Origin of the sequence: Natronococcus sp. CG52, from assembly GCF_023913515.1 — an archaeon.
GTDB lineage: Archaea > Halobacteriota > Halobacteria > Halobacteriales > Natrialbaceae > Natronococcus > Natronococcus zhouii.
Genome location: NZ_CP099391.1, coordinates 1,882,535 through 1,899,099 on the forward strand (window position 1 = coordinate 1,882,535; position 16,565 = coordinate 1,899,099).

The 16,565-nt window shown below is 65.0% G+C and carries 13 protein-coding genes; 4 read left to right on the forward strand and 9 right to left on the reverse strand.

All coding sequences use genetic code 11. The features are described 5' to 3' along the window. Positions 1-117: 117 nt before the first annotated feature. From NED97_RS09545 to NED97_RS09580, 8 genes are all read right to left on the reverse strand, one after another. Positions 118-1,011 (reverse strand): polysaccharide deacetylase family protein, encoded by an 894-nt coding sequence (locus NED97_RS09545; RefSeq protein WP_252490459.1) that lies wholly within the window; start codon positions 1,009-1,011, stop codon positions 118-120. Then, positions 1,011-2,090, reverse strand: coding sequence for a DUF354 domain-containing protein (locus NED97_RS09550; protein ID WP_252490460.1), 1,080 nt, complete (start codon positions 2,088-2,090; stop codon positions 1,011-1,013). The genes NED97_RS09545 and NED97_RS09550 overlap by 1 nt, the downstream gene beginning before the upstream one ends. After that, a complete protein-coding gene (locus NED97_RS09555) occupies positions 2,083-3,114 on the reverse strand; it encodes a glycosyltransferase family 2 protein (RefSeq protein ID WP_252490461.1) in 1,032 nt (343 codons plus the stop codon). Before NED97_RS09555 ends, NED97_RS09550 begins: the two co-directional genes overlap by 8 nt. Then, the gene (locus tag NED97_RS09560) at positions 3,107-4,612 is read right to left on the reverse strand and encodes a nucleotide sugar dehydrogenase (protein WP_252490462.1); all 1,506 of its coding nucleotides are present in this window, start codon (positions 4,610-4,612) and stop codon (positions 3,107-3,109) included. Before NED97_RS09560 ends, NED97_RS09555 begins: the two co-directional genes overlap by 8 nt. After that, positions 4,605-5,591, reverse strand: a complete 987-nt coding sequence (locus NED97_RS09565; protein WP_252490463.1) for a Gfo/Idh/MocA family protein — start codon at positions 5,589-5,591, stop codon at positions 4,605-4,607. The genes NED97_RS09560 and NED97_RS09565 overlap by 8 nt, the downstream gene beginning before the upstream one ends. Then, positions 5,581-6,657, reverse strand: a complete 1,077-nt coding sequence (locus NED97_RS09570) for a DegT/DnrJ/EryC1/StrS family aminotransferase (RefSeq protein WP_252490464.1) — start codon at positions 6,655-6,657, stop codon at positions 5,581-5,583. The genes NED97_RS09565 and NED97_RS09570 overlap by 11 nt, the downstream gene beginning before the upstream one ends. After that, the gene (locus NED97_RS09575) at positions 6,654-7,232 is read right to left on the reverse strand and encodes an acyltransferase (protein ID WP_252490465.1); all 579 of its coding nucleotides are present in this window, start codon (positions 7,230-7,232) and stop codon (positions 6,654-6,656) included. Before NED97_RS09575 ends, NED97_RS09570 begins: the two co-directional genes overlap by 4 nt. Positions 7,233-7,787: 555 nt before the next feature. Further along, the gene (locus tag NED97_RS09580; protein WP_252490466.1) at positions 7,788-9,380 is read right to left on the reverse strand and encodes a hypothetical protein; all 1,593 of its coding nucleotides are present in this window, start codon (positions 9,378-9,380) and stop codon (positions 7,788-7,790) included. 650 nt (positions 9,381-10,030) lie between these two features. On the opposite strand from NED97_RS09580, the gene NED97_RS09585 reads away from it, so the two are divergent. After that, positions 10,031-10,435: a hypothetical protein gene (locus NED97_RS09585; RefSeq protein WP_252490467.1), complete on the forward strand. Its 405-nt coding sequence runs from the start codon at positions 10,031-10,033 to the stop codon at positions 10,433-10,435. Between the two features lie 1,000 nt (positions 10,436-11,435). Beyond that, entirely contained in the window at positions 11,436-11,834 is a 399-nt protein-coding gene (locus NED97_RS09590; protein ID WP_252490468.1) for a hypothetical protein, read from the forward strand. Between the two features lie 217 nt (positions 11,835-12,051). Here the strand turns inward: NED97_RS09590 and larC are convergent, their stop codons facing one another. Beyond that, positions 12,052-13,398, reverse strand: coding sequence for a nickel pincer cofactor biosynthesis protein LarC (gene larC / locus NED97_RS09595; protein WP_252490469.1), 1,347 nt, complete (start codon positions 13,396-13,398; stop codon positions 12,052-12,054). Positions 13,399-13,620: 222 nt separating this feature from the next. Here larC and NED97_RS09600 point away from each other — a divergent pair, with 222 nt between their 5' ends. Beyond that, a complete protein-coding gene (locus tag NED97_RS09600) occupies positions 13,621-15,849 on the forward strand; it encodes a CDC48 family AAA ATPase (RefSeq protein ID WP_252490470.1) in 2,229 nt (742 codons plus the stop codon). Positions 15,850-16,280: 431 nt separating this feature from the next. Next, on the forward strand, positions 16,281-16,553 hold the full coding sequence (locus tag NED97_RS09605) for a hypothetical protein (RefSeq protein ID WP_252490471.1): 273 nt from the start codon (positions 16,281-16,283) through the stop codon (positions 16,551-16,553). Positions 16,554-16,565: the final 12 nt, after the last annotated feature.

Genomic DNA, 16,565 nt, shown 5'->3' on the forward strand with positions numbered 1-16,565 from the left:
TGACGATGAATACGCATTTTGTGCAGTACGGCTCTATCAACATATATATTTTCTGATAGAGTAATTACGTTAGGTTCGCACTCTCCGCGTAACGGCTCGGCCGACTCCGGGTTATCCTTACCGCTGGGACGACGCTTCCCGCCGACGCTCGAGCAACTCGTAACACTCCCCGCAGGGGCCGATCCAGGCGTCCATCGCCCGCGCCTCGCGGATTAGCCTCTCGTAGAGCGTCCGGTAGCCCGGAAATTCCTCCTCGTTCACGTACCGCGGGTGCCAGCAGACGGTCATGATCGCGCCGTGCTCGTGGGCCTCCTCGAGCAGCCGCCGACACTCCCGCCAGGCCCACTCGAGCGACGGGGCCGACGGGAGCAGCGCCCGTTCCATGAGCGTCAGCGGGAAGACGACGAACTCGTCGTCGAACGGCCGGATCACGTCGTACCGGCCGTCGAAGCCGTACCGGGTGCTCGAGCCGTAGCTGGCGTCGTACCGCAGCCCGATCGCGCGGTGGTGCTCCCAGGTCCGCTGGCCGATCAGGTTCAGGTAGTGCTGGCGTCCACCGAGGATGGGCTCGTCGAGAATCTCCTCGAGAACGCGCTTCTCCGCCCGAAGGCGGTCCCGATCGTCGTACGAGTCGTACGAGCCGTGGAGGCCAACCTCCCAGCCGCCGCGCTCGAGCGTTCGAAACGCGTCGACCAGTTCCGGATCTGTGGGATCGTACCGACCGGTGTACAGCATCCAGTTCCTCGGGACGAGCCACGCTCGAGGGGACTTCTCTCGGAGGAGCGACTGCTCGTTGAGCACGTAAAACGACGACCGGACGCCGAGGTCGTCTTCCAGGGCCGCGAGCTCCTCGAACTGCCAGTAGGGTCGATCGCCGGTGACGAGCGAGCGGAGGTGCGACGGATCCCGCTCGGTTACGGCGTAGTAGGGGGCCTGGAACGTCTTGTAGACGCGATCGACGTCGTGGGTGAGACAGAGGGCGAACTCGTGGTCCGCTAGCGACGCACTCATCAGGAGACGACCTCCGCGACGGCGCGATCGGTCGCTGCTTCCTCGGCGCCGACGGCGTCCTCGACGACGTCGACGATAAACGCGGTCGTATCGATCTTCTCCGCGAGGACGCGCCGTCGTCGCTTCGCCCAGGTCGACTCGCTCGTTCGCAGGAGTTCCCGCGCGTGGGCGACGATCTCTCCCGGGAGAGCGCCACGAGAGAGCCACCGGAGCAGCCGGTAGCGAGCCTCGAGTTCCTCGAGCACGCCCGCCCGGAGATCCGAGACGTAGAGCGCCGGGGTGCCGAGGAGACAGCTCTCGATCGCCATCGTAGCGCTCTCGCCGAGGAAGAGGTCCGCTCGAGCCAGCAGGTCGTGCATCTGATGGACGGGCACGTCGGTCCGTCGGGCCGCGAGCGTCGGTGGTAGCTCCCCCTCCGCGGTGATCCGGACGGTCGCGCCGAATCGCTCGAGACCGGCGATCACCCGCTCGAGGCCGGCGACTCCCCTCCGACCGACGTCGTGTGCGGCGTTCCAGGAGACCAGCCGCAGCACGACGAGCGGACCGTCCGCGGGCTCGAGACCGGGCGGGGCCGCCGGATCGGGAGTAAACCAGTTCGGATGGAGGTAGGCCAGTTCGTGGTAGCCGGGGTAGCGACGGTGGTGCCCGCCGTAGTCGTCCCAGAACGCGTCCGGCGTGTAGACGCGATCCGCGAACGGAAGCGAGACGGCGTTCTGGAGGGCCGCGTGCTCGGTGTCGGTAAACAGGATTCCGCGGCCGTCGACGAGCGAGGACGCGTGCGCGACCGCCGGCTCGCCGATTCCGAGCACGGCCGCCGGCTGCAACCGACGAACGCGCCGAGCGATCTCGTACTCGTACCTCGACTGCACCGCGAGCAGGTCGAGCGGCGTCTCCACGGGCCTCGCGAACCGCCGGTGGGCGATCCCGTACCGCTCGAGCAACTCGCGGGCGACGTCCTTCTCGCGAGCGAAGACGCGGACGTCGTAGCCGCGGTCGCGCAGTTCGTCGATCGCGTTCCTGAAGAAGTGAACGTGGGCGGGGTGCTGGATGGTACACACGACGCGTCGATCGTCAGCCATGTCGTTGCACCTCCAGTCCCTCGGTGACGCGCAGTTCGAGTCGGGCCGCGAGCGACAGGAACACCGAGCCCGCAGCCAGCAGGAGGGCGCTCGCCGCCAGTTCGACGAGTCCGCGGTCGTCGGACCGGCGTCGGTGGCGGTACAGCGACCGGATTCCGCCGAGGAGGCCGCCACCGACCGTGAGCGCGGCGGCGGCGTAGAACAGCGGGACGGGATGGGCGTCGCCGATCGGGTATCGGGTCGCGAGTCGCCGGGCGAAAGATCGCACGAGCAACGCGGAGAGCTTCGGAACGTACGTGGTGTAGTCGATGGTCGACTCCTCGTCGCCGTAGACGGCCGGCATCGCGACGTCGGCCACGCGCAACTCGTTGGCGTTGAGCCGTACCAGCAGATCGTTGGGGTAGCCGTAGTCCTCGTACATCGATTCGACGTCGATCGACTCGAGCGCGTACACCGAGATCGCCGTGTACCCGTTCTGGGGGTCCATCGTCCGCCAGTAGCCGGACGAGACCTTCGTCAGGAGCGTGAGCAGCGCGTTTCCGAACAGCCGGAATCGCGGCATCCCCTTGCGGTAATTATCGCTTACCAGCCGGTTTCCCTTCGCGTAGTCGGCCTCGCCGTCGACGATCGGATCCAGCAGCGAGGGCAGGTGGTCGGGATCCATCTGGCCGTCGCCGGCCATCACGGCCGCGACGTCGAGTCCGTCTTCGAGCGCCCGCAGGTACCCGGTCTTGATCGCGCCGCCCACGCCGCGGTTCTCCGCGTGGCGGATGGGAACGGCCCGACGGTCGAACGCCGATCTACCGTTCGCGACGAGCGTGTCGCGTTTCCGGACGGTCGCCCGCGCCTCGTGGTTCACCCGGGCGGCGCGGCGGGTGATTTCGGTCCAGGTGTCGTCGGTCGATCGGTCGTCGACGACGTAGACGCGGTCGACGTACCTCGGTACCGTCTCGATCACGTCGCCGACGAACTCCGATTCGTTGTACGCCGGCACGACGACGCCGATCGTGTGCCCCCTATACATCGGTTCCCTCCTCCGCTTCGACGCCGCTCTCTCCCGCGTCGCCCTCCGCTGCTCCATCGCGTCCCGTTCCGATCGTGTACACGCGGTGAGAGTCGGGAACCGCGTCGTCCTCGAGGGCGTCGCGGCCGTCGACCACGACCAGTTCGCCGCCGTCACGGCCGAGCGCGTTCCAGTCGATCGTCTCGAACTCCTCGTGGGGCGTCACCAGTACTACGGCGTCGAAACCGTGGTCGTCGATCCCTCGCTCGTCGATCGACTCGAGCGGAAGCGGCGTCAGCCCGTGTCGCTCGAACGCCTCGAACGACTCGAGCAGCGGATCGACGCCGTAGACCGCCGCTCCGCGCTCGCCCAGTTTCTCGGTGATCGCGAGCGCCGGCGACGCGCGGATCTCCTCGACGCCGGGGCGGTAGGTGAGTCCGAGTACCAGCACCGAAGCGTCGCCCAGCGCGGTCCCGGTCTCCGACAGCGCCGCCTCGAGTCGATCGACCGTGTACGCCGGCATCGAATCGTTCACCGCGCGCGCGGCCCGCAACAGCGGCGCGTCGGTCTCGAACGGCTCGATCACGAAGTACGGATAGTACGGAATGCAGTGGCCGCCGACGCCGGGGCCCGGGTCGTGGATGTCGCAGTAGGGCTGGGTGTTCGCGAGGTCGATCGCCTCCCGCACGTCGATTCCGAACTCGTCGGTGAACGTCGCGAGTTCGTTCGCCAGCGCGATGTTGACGTCGCGGTACAGCCCCTCGAAGACCTTGACAGTCTCCGCGGTCGTCACGTCCGAGGTGGGAATCACCCCGGACTCGTTGAGTTCGCCGTACACCAGTTCGGCGACGCGGGTGCTCTCGGCGTCGACCCCGCCGACGACCTTCGGATACGCGCCGCGGATGTCCTCGAGCGCCCGGCCGCTGGAGGTTCGTTCCGGACAGCACGCGAGGCCGAACTCGCCGCGCTCGAGCCCGGATTCGCCCTCGAGTGTCGGTAGAACTCGGTCCACTGTCGTCCGAGGCGGGACCGTACACTCGACGAAGACCGCGTCGCCGGGTGCCAGTCCCGAACCGATCGCCTCGACGGCGGCGTCGAGCGCCGCGAGGTTCGGTTCGCGGTCGTCGGTCAGCGGCGTCGGGACGACGACGACGTGGATCGCGGCCCGGTTCGCAGCCTCGCTCGGCTCGGTCGTCGCCGCAAGCGCTCCCTCGTCGACGGTTTCGCGCACGAGTTCGGCCAGGCCGGGTTCGCGCTTCACGTGGCAGTCGCCGTTTTCGACCGAGTCGACGACCGCCGGATCGACGTCCGCGCCGACGACGTTTCCCGTCACGTCGGCGAAGACGGCGGCGAGCGGCAGCCCCATCTTCCCGAGTCCGTAGACGGCCACCGGAACCGACCCGCTCGTGAGCGCCGAACGCTGTCGGTCGGTCGGGGCAGCTATCCCGTACGGGGACTCGGCGGTATCGTCCGGCGGACTACCGGTCCGTCGGTGCAGCCCCCGCTCCGAATCAGTCATGCGGCACCTCCACGTCGACCGTTGGCCTGCCCTCGGTCTCCCGCGCCTCGATCTGCCGTGCGATCTGGAGGGCTGCGAGTCCGTCGTCGACCGTCACCTTCGGCGTCCCGTCCGTTCGGACGGTCTCGAGGAACGACTCGAGTTCGTTCCGCAGCGGCTCGTCGTTGGGAACGTGGGGTCGCTCGACGAGGCTCTCGTGTCTGAATCGGATATCGCCGCCGTTCTCGACGTACTCCGGCACCGAGCGACGGTGGATCTCGATCGACTGGTCGATGTAGTCGACCTCGACGAGACACTCCTCCGCGGTGACCTCGAGCGTCCGCACCTTCCGCTGGGTCAGTCGGCTCGCCGTCAGCGACGCCATCGTGTCGGAGAACTCGAGCAGGGCTGAGGCGTGACGATCGTCCGCGACGCCGCAGCTCATGACCGCGACGGGCTCCTCCCCGAGCAGCGCCAGCACGATGTCGATGTCGTGGACCATCAGATCGACGATGGCGCTGTCGTCGATCCGCCGGTCCGGCGGCGGGCCGAGTCGACGCGCGGTAACGCCGATAATCGACAGATCGTCGAGGATGGTTTCGAGGGTCTCGACGGCGGGGTTGAACCGTTCGACGTGGCCGACCTGTACCGGCACGTCCGCCGCGGCCGCTTTCGCTCGCAACTTCCGCCCCGTCTCGGGGTCGTCGACGACCGGCTTTTCGACCAGGGTCGGGACGCCCATCTCCAGGCAGGTCGTCACGACCTCGTAGTGGTGGACGGTCGGGACGGCGACGGAGACGGCATCGACTCGCTCGAGAAGCGTCTCGAGGGAGGCCGCCGTCGTTCCGTGTCGTCCGGCGACCGCGCTCGCTCGCTCGGCGTCGACGTCGAAGACGCCGATCAGGTTCGCCGCCGCCAGTTCGTCGTATACGCGCGCGTGGTGCTGTCCCATCGATCCGACCCCGATCACGCCGACGTCGAGCGAGCGCTCACCCGCCATAGGACGCGATCACCTCCGCGATACGGTCGACGTCGTCGTCCGAAAGAGCCGGATGGACCGGCACCGAGACGACCTCGGCGGCCGCCCGCTCGGCGCGGGGAGCGTCGTGGCTCACACCGTCGTAGGCCGGCTGTTCGTGGATACACCGCGGATAGTAGACCGCAGTTCCGACGTCGTGGGCCTCGAGGCGTTCCCGGAACGCCGCCCGCTCCCGAGCGCGGACGGTATACTGGTGGTAGACGTGCTCGCTGCGGTCGGGGTCGACCGGCGGCTCGATCCCGTCGGTCCCCGTGACTGCGGCGGTGAGGCGAGTTGCGTTCTCCCGCCGGCAGGCGACGAACCCGGGAAGCCGCTCGAACTGCGCGCGACCGATCGCGGCCGCGACGTTCGTCATTCGGAAGTTGTGCCCGACCGACGCGTGCGTGTAGCCGCCGACTCGCCCGTGGTCGACGAATCGCTCGACGCGCTCGGCGACGTCGTCGCGGTCGGTCAGGACCATCCCGCCCTCGCCCGTGGTCATGTTCTTCGTCGGATAGAACGAGAAGCAGGCGGCGTCGCCGAACGAACCGACTCGCTGGCCGCGATAGCTCGCCCCGTGAGCCTGGGCGCAGTCCTCGACGAGGGGAATCTCGAGGTCCGCTGCAAGTTCCACGAAGGCGTCCATCTCCGCGGGACAGCCGTAGAGGTGGACGACGAGGATCGCGTCGACGTCCTCTGTGCGCGCTGCGTCGCGGGCCGCCTTCGGTTCGAGGTTGTACGTGACCGGATCGACGTCGGCGAACACCGGTTCGGCGCCGGCGTGTCTGATTGCGTTCGCCGTCGCGACGAACGAAAACGGGGTCGTGAGGACGCGGTCGCCCTCGCCGATCCCGAGCGCGACGAGCGCGGCGTGCAGCGCCGCCGTTCCGTTCGCGGTCGCGATCGCGCGATCGGTGCCGCAGTAGTCGGCGAACTCCCGCTCGAACTCGCGGACGACCTCGCCCTCGGCGAGCATTCCGGTCTCGAGAACGCGGGTCACGCGATCCACCTCGTCGTCGCCGAGGACGGGACTGGCGATCGGGATCATGGTTCGTCGTTCCCTCCTCGAAGCGGCTCCGGAAGCGGTTCGTGTCCCGCCGGAACGCCGACCGCGAGCGTCTCGGCGGGAACGTCGCGCGTGACGACCGCACCGGCGGCGACGAACGACCCCCGACCGACGGTGACGCCGGGGAGAATCGTCGCGTTCGCACCCACCGAGGCGTGCTCCTCGAGCGTCGGCCCCTCGAGTTCCGACTCCTGGCGAAGGGGATACGGATCGTTCGTCAGGACGGCGTTCGGACCGAGGAAGACGTGATCGCCGATCGCCGTCTGCGGCGGGACGTAAACCCCAGTCTGCAGACTGGCGTTCGAACCGACCGTCGCGGTGCCGTCGATGGTCGCGTTGGTTCCGACGAGGACGTCGTCTCCGATCTCGGTCCGCTCGCGAATCAACGCGAAATGTCCGGTCCGAAATCGGTCGCCGATGACGACGTCGTCGTAGACGATCGTCCCGGGCCTGATCGCGGGGTCGGATCCGACGACCGGCGGATTCGAGTTCTCGCTGTACTCGTAGCCGACGGTCGTCGTAACTGCCGTACGTTCGTCTGACAGGCCCTCACTCATGTTCTCTCCCTCGTTCCATGGAGAGAGGGTTTCAAAAGCCGAAAAGATCGTTGCGAGCGTTAACACGCTCAAATTCCGCTCAAATCACACGTTCGATCTGCCAGAACTCGACCGGTCGGTCGGTTCTGGTTTCGCTCCGGACACGATTCAAACTCCGGGCTCGCGAGCCGACAACTTCCGGTTACACCGGCAAAACGGGACGTCGAGACGATCGTTCAAGTCGCCGTCAGAGCATTTTCCGAGCGGAGTCGGCGCGGAACGAGATCGGCGACGCTCGGCGGTCTCGAGGGATCGCATATCCGAATTACTCCCGCGTGACGGAACAGAACCGGTCGTTTCGTCGGATACGGTCGGACACTTCCACCGCGAGTTGTCGATCCGTTCGATTCGCGGTATCGGTCCGTCTTCGCGGCGTTCGTCCGCATCGCGCCCTCGCACTGGCGACGTAGTCGAACGAGCGCGTAACGAGCGAGACGACGCGCCCTCTGCTCGAGTTCGGAAGAAACGGAAGAAACGTCCGATACGGAAGTCGGTTACCTGACTGATACGTTCGCGTTACGCCGCAACCCAAACGTTCGTCGCAGCAACCGACGTGAACTGGACGTTCTCGTTCTGCTGCATACTCACCTGCGCGGCGTTCGCGCTGCCGCCGTCGTCAGCGACTGCCAGCGCCATCTGCTGTTCGTTGATGTTCTGCTGGGTAACGAACTGGTGTTGTTCGATCTCCGCGCTCGCGTACTGGTCGACGTCGTGCGTCTGGTCGCCGTTAGCGGTGTCGTAGTCGTACGACATGCCGGCAGCGCCCTCGATGTCGTTTCCGTCCACGGTCACGGACGTACTCTTCGTCTGCGTGACGTCGTCGTGAGCGTAGCTCGGCCCCGCGTAGACGTTAAGCGCCGACGCGTAGCCGATCTGCGCGTTCACGTTCTGTTGCTGGGCCCACTGCACGGCGGTCGCGTCACTGTCGTTCGTGGCGATCGCCATCGCAGTGTTCTGCAGGTTGACGTTGAGCTGCTCGACGGCCTGTCCCTGGGTCACTTCGGACGTGGCTTCCTGCGAGATACCGTTCTTGTCGGCCTTCGTGTCGTCGCCGCCGGTCGTCGATCCCTGGGTGGAGACGACGTCGCCGCCGTTGCCGGCGCTCGCGACGTTCATCCCGGGCATCGAGGCGAGGACGTTCACGGCCTCGGCGGATCCGAGCTGTTCGTTGATGTTGGTCTGCTCGGTGATCTGGATCGCCGTTGCGGTGCTGTTCTCGCCGATCGCGATGGCGACGGCAGCACCCTGTTCGTTGACGTTTACCTGTTCAACGTCCTGCCCCTGTTCGACTACCGAGCTCGCGCTCTGGCTCGCATCCGCGCCGCTCGTTCCTTTCTTCGGCTTGTCGCTGAACTTGCCGTCGCCGAGGTAGACGTTGGACGCGTTAGCGGCACCGTCTTGCAAGTTGTAGTTGGACTGGGCCGTCTGCTGGAGAGCCGTCGCTTCGCTGTCGTTCGCGGCGAGCGCGAACGCGGTGCTCTGTTCGTTGACGTTCGCCTGGCTGACGTTCTGCGCCTGGGTGACGGCCGCCTGCGCTTCCTGGCTCGCGGTCAGTTCGTTCTTGTCACCCTTGGTGTCGTTGACACCCCAGCCGTTGAACTCCTGGCTGTCGCCGTTACCCATGACGAGGTAGACGTCGCCGACGTCCTCGAACTGGGTTTCCTGAATCTGGCCTTCCTGGTTCTCGGACGTCGCCACGCCTTCCTGAACGTTGGAGTTCAGCTGGCTCGCTTCCTGCACGGCGGTCGCCTCTCCACCGTCGATGGAGATCGAGGTCGCCATACCCTGTTCGTTGATGTTTACCTGTTCAACGTTCTGGTATTGAACGACATCGGAGACCGCCTCTTGCCCTTCAGCCGTTGCTCCGGGGTTGTCGGTCACGTGCGCATCGAGGAACTCCTCGAGCGATTGCTCGCCGAGATCCGCGCCGAAGACGAGGTAGAGTTCCTCGCCGTCCTCGAGCGCGTGAAGCGTCTTGGAGTCGGCATCCGTGTTCGTAGTGTCGCCGGCCATCGCTGCCGGTGCGCCGGCGGCCAGCATCGATATGGCGACGATACAGGCCATCAGGACTGTCGTAAGTTGTGAGCGTTTCGTGTGTGTATTTGTCATCGTTCGTGTAATCTCTGACGTGATAGTGTTGCGTTCTGAGCCGATTCGACGCGAACCGTCGTATTTCGATGACAGACATAGTTATCTGCGAGTTGAAGCGTGTATGAAGCGGCCTACTGATCGGAAAGAGGTACATTGTAGACCGAAGGCATCGTCTTCGGAGTGAAACGAACCCGTTCTACTGCGTATCGCCGGTATCAACTGGGAGCCGAACCGGCCTCCACGAGGGCGGCAACGAGGGCTACAAAGGGGGTTTCGACGAGGTTCGGAGCACGAATCATTTCGTTCGTAAGGCGGAATTGTCGTTCAATCCGGTTAATTGCAAACTGTTTTGCCGTCCGAGTTTCGTGACGGGGTCGAACCGTTATCGAGACAACTGTTAACAATGCTCGCGATAGTCTCGGCGTATCGTCGACGGCGAGATACCCCTCGCGGACGGACTTTCACACAGATTTCCGTTGTCTCCCCCTTAGAAACACTAATACGCCCATTCGTCCCGAAACTGTTCTCCGGATTCAAGTCGGATTCCGTGATGAGGGACAGTACGGGTAACGCGCCACAGCGGAAACACGTCCGCGGTAGTCACGGTGAGCCGTCGCTCCACGCGAGAGACGGCCGCCCTCGCGTGTGGTGTGTCCCGGTGACCAACAATGAAGCGCACACTCACGATCACGCTGACGGTAGCACTGATTGGCAGCCTTATGTTCATGGGGTTCGCCGGAACTGCGGCGGCACAGGAACTCGATATCGACGTCGAGCAGGAAACCGGCGACGCGACGAACTACGCTGAGGTCGACCAGACCAACAACAACGCGCAGGTCGGTATCGCGGAGGCGAACGCGGCCGCAGCGAGTGACGGCCACTCCGATAAGCACAAGAAGTCCGGTAGCAGTGGCGGCGACGCTTCGGCTGCTGCCTCCGCTAACGTCGACCAGGTGCAGGTCGTTGATCAGAACAACACCGCAACGGTAGATCAGAACGCTGAAACCGGAGATAACGAGGCCGAAGTCGAATTCGAATTCGACATCGAGGCTTTCCTCGGCGCCCTCACCTAAGCAATCCGCACGCATCGATTCGTTTTCTTTTTTAGCCGCGTACGTCGCGACCCGTCGAGAGACCGTGACCTGTTCGTTGACGGCGTACGGTCACGGCTGAACACGACGCGACCCTCGCGTAGATTCGATCGTTTCCGTCGTAGAGCGGCGAGATGCGACGCCGAACGCGAGTCACGAAAGTGCGGTAGAGCGCGGCGTCGGTACACTATCGACGACGGAACTCCGCACGTCGAGTGCTCGAGCAGAAGATCTCGACGATCCGGGGCCGTCACCGCCGCCCTCCGTTCCGGACGGGACCGGTTCTCGAACTGACGTCCGTGCTGCGTAGCGAGCGAGGAACGCACCAGGGCGGGACCCGCGAATCCGCCGAAGTAGGCCGAACGCGTCTCGGACCGGCCCTTCCGGGAACGGTTTCGATCGTTCTCCTCACGCGGTGCGCGCCCGAGGTTGACGACGAAATCACCTCACGATCACGCCGAGGGCAGCACCGATCAGCGCCCCCGCGCACGTGGAGGTACACGAAAACGGAAACAGCAGAGACCGTCACCATCGAGACGGGGCGGAAACCGGCGCCCAGGCGACCTCTGCGACGGTCATCAGGATCGCCGTTCGCGTACAAATTCTTCACGGGCGAGTTTTCGATCCCGAACGCGTCGAACTCGTTTTCCCGCGCGGACCGAATCTCATCGCGGCCTTCCTCGCGACCGTTCGGATCCTCGATCCGTTCTCACGGCCCGTCCAGACGATCCGCTCTCATCAGAGATTTCCCATCCGGGACGGCGAAACGCGACGCTGAAACGATCGGACCGCGAGGAATAGCGGGGCGATACAGCCGATGAATCGATACTTTCGGCACGAAACTGGTCTCTGGGTTCAAGTACTGTTCCGTGCTGACGATCAATCGGGCAACGCGTCACCGAAGTGGGTCGCAATAGCGTTGAGCGAACGACTCGCTCGATAGTATCGGATCCGTTCGTGTGACGCGTGCCACTTCTAAACAATGAAGCGCACACTCACGATCACGCTGACGGTAGCACTGATTGGCAGCCTCATGTTCATGGGGTTCGCCGGAACTGCGGCGGCACAGGAACTCGATATCGACGTCGAGCAGGAAACCGGCGACGCGACGAACTACGCCGACGTCAACCAGACCAACAACAACGCGCAGGTCGGTATCGCGGAGGCGAACGCGGCCGCAGCGAGTGACGGCCACTCCGATAAGTACAAGAAGTCCGGTAGCAGTGGCGGCGCTTCGGCTGCTGCCTCCGCTAACGTCGATCAGGTGCAGGTCGTTGATCAGGACAACACCGCAACGGTAGATCAGAACGCTGAAACCGGAGACAACGAGGCCGAAGTCGAATTTGACGTCGAGGCTTACCTCGGCATCCTCAACGGCTAAGCAATCCGCACGCATCGATTCGTTTTCTTTTTTAGCCGCGTACGTCGCGACCCGCCGAGGGACTGCGATGCGTTCACCGGCGATCCGTGTGAATTCGTAGGTTCGGCGAAACCGCCGTCGTACGGAATGTCGGACGGCGAACGCTGCGTAAGCGTGCTACAGTGCAGCCTCTCGCACCCGGACTCGAGAACGAATCCCGATTCGACCGCTGAACGGATCACTCCTCGAGCGAACGGCGATACCGGGCGTTCGCCCGCTCGAGAACCGTTCGGACTGGCAACCCGGTCTTCGCCGCGACGGCCAGCGCGTCGTCGTACTCCGCGCTCACGTCGTACACCTCCCCGTCGACGTCGCTCGCGATTTTCACGGTAACCTCGTAGCGCTCTCCGTCGATCTCGAGCGCCACCGTTTCGAACTCCCGCTCGGCGATCCAGCGGTGGGTCGCGCCGGCGTCGCGGACGCCGAGCGTTCCCGTCTCCTCGGCTAGCGCCCGCGCGACCCGCTCGCGGTCTTCCGGCTTGCAGATCACCTTCACGAGGTGGCCGGGCCGGGACTTCTTCATCGTCGCCGGGATAATCGAAACGTCGCGCGCGCCCGCGCTCGCGAGAGTTTCCTGAAGTCCGCCGAGCACCTCCGGTGTCGCGTCGTCGAGGTTCGTCTCGAGCACCGCGATGTCGTCCTTCGCGAGTTCGTTCCCGCCGTCCCCCACTAGCGCCCGGAGCACGTTCGGGTGCGGATCGAGGTCGTAGCCGCCGCCGCCGTAACCCGAGTCCTCGAGGTCGAGCGACGGCAGCGATTCGACGCCGTCGGCCAGGTGGCCGAGGATCGCCGCTCCCGTCGGCGTCAACAGCTCCGCATCGACCGGGCCGCCGCGGAGCGGCCAGTCCGCTCGCTGGGCAATTTCGACGACCGCGGGCGTCGGGACGGGGTACTCGCCGTGGCTCATCGAGACCGTCCCGCCGCCGGTCGCGAGCGGCGTCGTTACGATCCGCTCGGGCTCTATGTCGTGGACGAGCGCGACTGCGCCGACGACGTCCGCGATCGCGTCGTCGGCGCCGACCTCGTGGAAGTGGATCTCCTCGAGGGATTCCCCGTGGACGCTCGCCTCGGCCTCCCCCAGTAGCTCGAAAATTGCGAGCGCGTCGCGTTCGATCGCCGGCTCGAGGTTCAGTTCCTCGACGATCTTACGGACCTCGAGGTAGCTACGGTGGGGGCCGTGGCCCTCGGCGTGGACGCCCTCGTCGTGCGCGTGTTGGTGGTTTTCTTCGCCGTGATCGTAGTCGTGCGAGTGGTCGTGATCGCCGTCGTGATGGTGCTCGTACCCATCGTCGTGGCCCTTCTCGTGATCGGTCGATCGGTCACCGTCGGCGTCGGCATCCGTCAGGATCACGTCCACGGTCGTCGCCGCGATGCCGCTCTTGACCGCCTCGTCGATCCGATACTCCAGGTCCAGCGACGTCGTGACGGGCTCGAGCGCCGTCGGATCGGCCCCGGCATCGAGCAACGCGGCGAGGATCATGTCACCGCTTGCACCCATTCGGCCGTCGAACGCGAGCGTTTGCATACTGCAACGAGCGACCGGCGGAGTCAAAAATCCACCTTCTCAGTTTCTGCAAACCGGTTCTCAGTTCCTGCAGAAGGTTCAAAACCCACCGAAGCCGGTACATCTATGTGTCCTCCCATCTCAGTTAGATATGGTGTTACCTAGCACGGTGGAGATTAACGCTAGCAAAAAGCCTATCCGCTCCCGAATCGGAATCACTGACATCGCCGTCCATCCTGAATCATGAACGAAGTCCAACTGGAGGTTGCGAAGGCGTACCCGAACGACTCGGGTCGTGGCATCGCCCGACTCGACCCGGACACGCTGTTGCATCTCAAGCTAAGTCCGGGCGACATTATCGAGATCGAAGGTGCAGATACGACTGCCGCAAAGGTGTGGCGTGCTGACCGGCAGGACTGGAACACCGATACCGTCCGCATCGACGGATTCACCCGGCAGAACGCCGATGTTGGCATCGGCGAACGGGTGACGATCCGAAAGGCGGAGGCGACGAAGGCGGACAAACTCGTCCTCGCGCCGCCGGAGGAGGCGTCGGTCCAGTTCGGATCGGACGCCGCCGGCATGGTCAAACGGCAGATTCTGAAACGACCCGTCGTCGGCCGGGACATCGTTCCCGTGATGTCCTCGACGAACCATCCGTTCATGCGGTCGCCCGGCCAGGCGATCCCGCTGATCGCGGTCGAAACCGAACCGGAGGGCGTGGTCCTCATCACCGAGGACACGGACGTCGAACTCCGGGAGGAGCCGATCTCCGGCTTCGAGAAGACCGGCGGCGGGATCACCTACGAGGACATCGGCGGCCTACAAGGAGAGATCCAGCGGGTGCGCGAGATGGTAGAGTTGCCGATGAAACATCCCCAGATCTTCAAGAAACTGGGGATCGAGCCGCCCCAGGGGGTCCTGTTACACGGACCGCCGGGGACGGGGAAGACGCTGCTCGCCAAGGCGGTGGCCAACGAGACCTCCGCCAGTTTCTTCTCCATCGCCGGCCCCGAGATCATCTCGAAGTACTACGGGGAGTCCGAACAGCAGTTACGCGAGATCTTCGAGGACGCGAGCGAGGAGTCGCCCGCGATTATCTTCATCGACGAACTCGACTCGATCGCGCCCAAGCGTGAGGACGTGACCGGCGAGGTCGAGCGTCGGGTCGTCGCCCAACTGCTCACGATGATGGACGGCCTCGAGGCTCGCGGCCAGGTCATCGTCATCGCGGCGACCAACCGGGTCGACTCGGTCGACCCCGCGCTCCGTCGCCCGGGTCGGTTCGACCGCGAGATCGAGATCGGCGTCCCCGACGAGGTGGGTCGCGAGGAAATACTCCAGATCCACACGCGCGGAATGCCGCTCTCGGACGACGTCAACCTCGCACATCTGGCCGACGAGACCCACGGCTTCGTCGGCGCCGACATCGAGTCGCTGACGAAGGAGGCCGCGATGAAGGCCCTTCGCCGGTACCTGCCCGAGATCGACTTGGACGAGGAGGACATCCCGCCGAGCCTGATCGACCGGATGATCGTCAAGCGCCAGGACTTCCGCGGCGCGCTCAACGAGGTCGAACCCTCGGCGATGCGGGAGGTCCTCGTCGAACTGCCGAAGATCTCCTGGGACGACGTCGGCGGTCTCCACGATGCGAAAGAGCAGGTCAAGGAGTCCGTCGAGTGGCCGCTGAACAACCCCGAACGGTTCGACCGGCTGGGAATCGATCCGCCGGCCGGCGTCCTGCTGTACGGTCCGCCGGGCACCGGGAAGACGCTGATGGCTAAGGCGGTCGCCAACGAGACCAACGCGAACTTCATCTCGGTGCGCGGCCCGCAGTTGCTCTCGAAGTGGGTCGGCGAATCCGAGAAGGCCATCCGCCAGACCTTCCGCAAGGCGCGGCAGGTCTCGCCGACGGTGATCTTCTTCGACGAACTCGACGCGCTGGCGCCGGGCCGTGGCGGCGAGGTCGGTTCAAACGTCTCCGAGCGGGTCGTCAACCAGCTGCTGACCGAACTCGACGGTCTCGAGGAGATGGAGAACGTGATGGTCATCGGCGCGACGAACCGTCCCGACATGATCGATCCCGCCCTGCTGCGGTCGGGTCGATTCGACCGGCTGGTCATGATCGGCGAACCCGACATGGAGGGCCGCGAACGGATTCTCGACATCCACACGGAGCACACGCCTCTCGCCGCGGACGTCAACCTGCGCGAGATCGCCGAGATCACGGACGGCTACGTCGGAAGCGACCTCGAGTCGATCGCCCGCGAGGGAGCGATCGAGGCACTGCGCGAGGACCACGAGGCCGACATCGTCGAGATGCGTCACTTCCGTCAGGCCATGGAGAACGTCCGACCGACGATCACCGACGACATCCTCGACTACTACGAGCAGATCGAAGAGGAGTTCCAGGGCGGCTCGAGCGGCCCCGACCCGACCGGCCGCCGGGGCAGTCGGATCGGCTTCCAGTAGTCTCGCCGCGCGACGCCGAGCGACGATCGGCGCGACGCGGCGACCGGCTTTTCCCATCGAAGTGTTGGTCGCGATTACATCGACGATATGGACCGGTTTCTGAACGATCGCTGTCAGTTTTCGGGCGAATATTCCGACGGTAGCATCCGCGAGACAGCCGAACGCCGTCGTTCGGAACCGCGTGTCCGGCGCGTTCGTTCCATCCCCCGAACGATCCGAACTGCTCATCGAAACGAGTGATTGTACGCGGCGACGACGCGGCCGACCCCGTCAGACGTTCGGTGAACGGAGCGCTACCGGTTATCCGTTCGCTCGCGCTCGGTTCGGTTCAGTTAGTCCCTTACTCGAGTGAATTCTACACAACCCGTCGAAACGGTCTCGCCGATATATGTGCGCACGTGGTAGATAGACGTTCGTCGCCAGGTGTTTCGATGTCGAGTCCCCCAACAACCCACGATTCCCCCACTTCTCCTTCCAGCGAGGGCACCGAGAGACAGAACAGTGATCGAGTTCTTGAGCGACTGCTCCCCCGACTCGCCGACCCCATCCGGAAGATCGGTTTCTGGACGGCGATCGTTCTGCCGTTCCTGTACGTCCCCCTGCTCGTAACCGGGCTGTCGACGGCGACCGAGACCGGGACGTTTCTCGTTCTCCTGGCGGTCAACCTCCTCGCGCTCTACGTCGGTCACGCACACCGACAATAGAGCCGGCCCTGA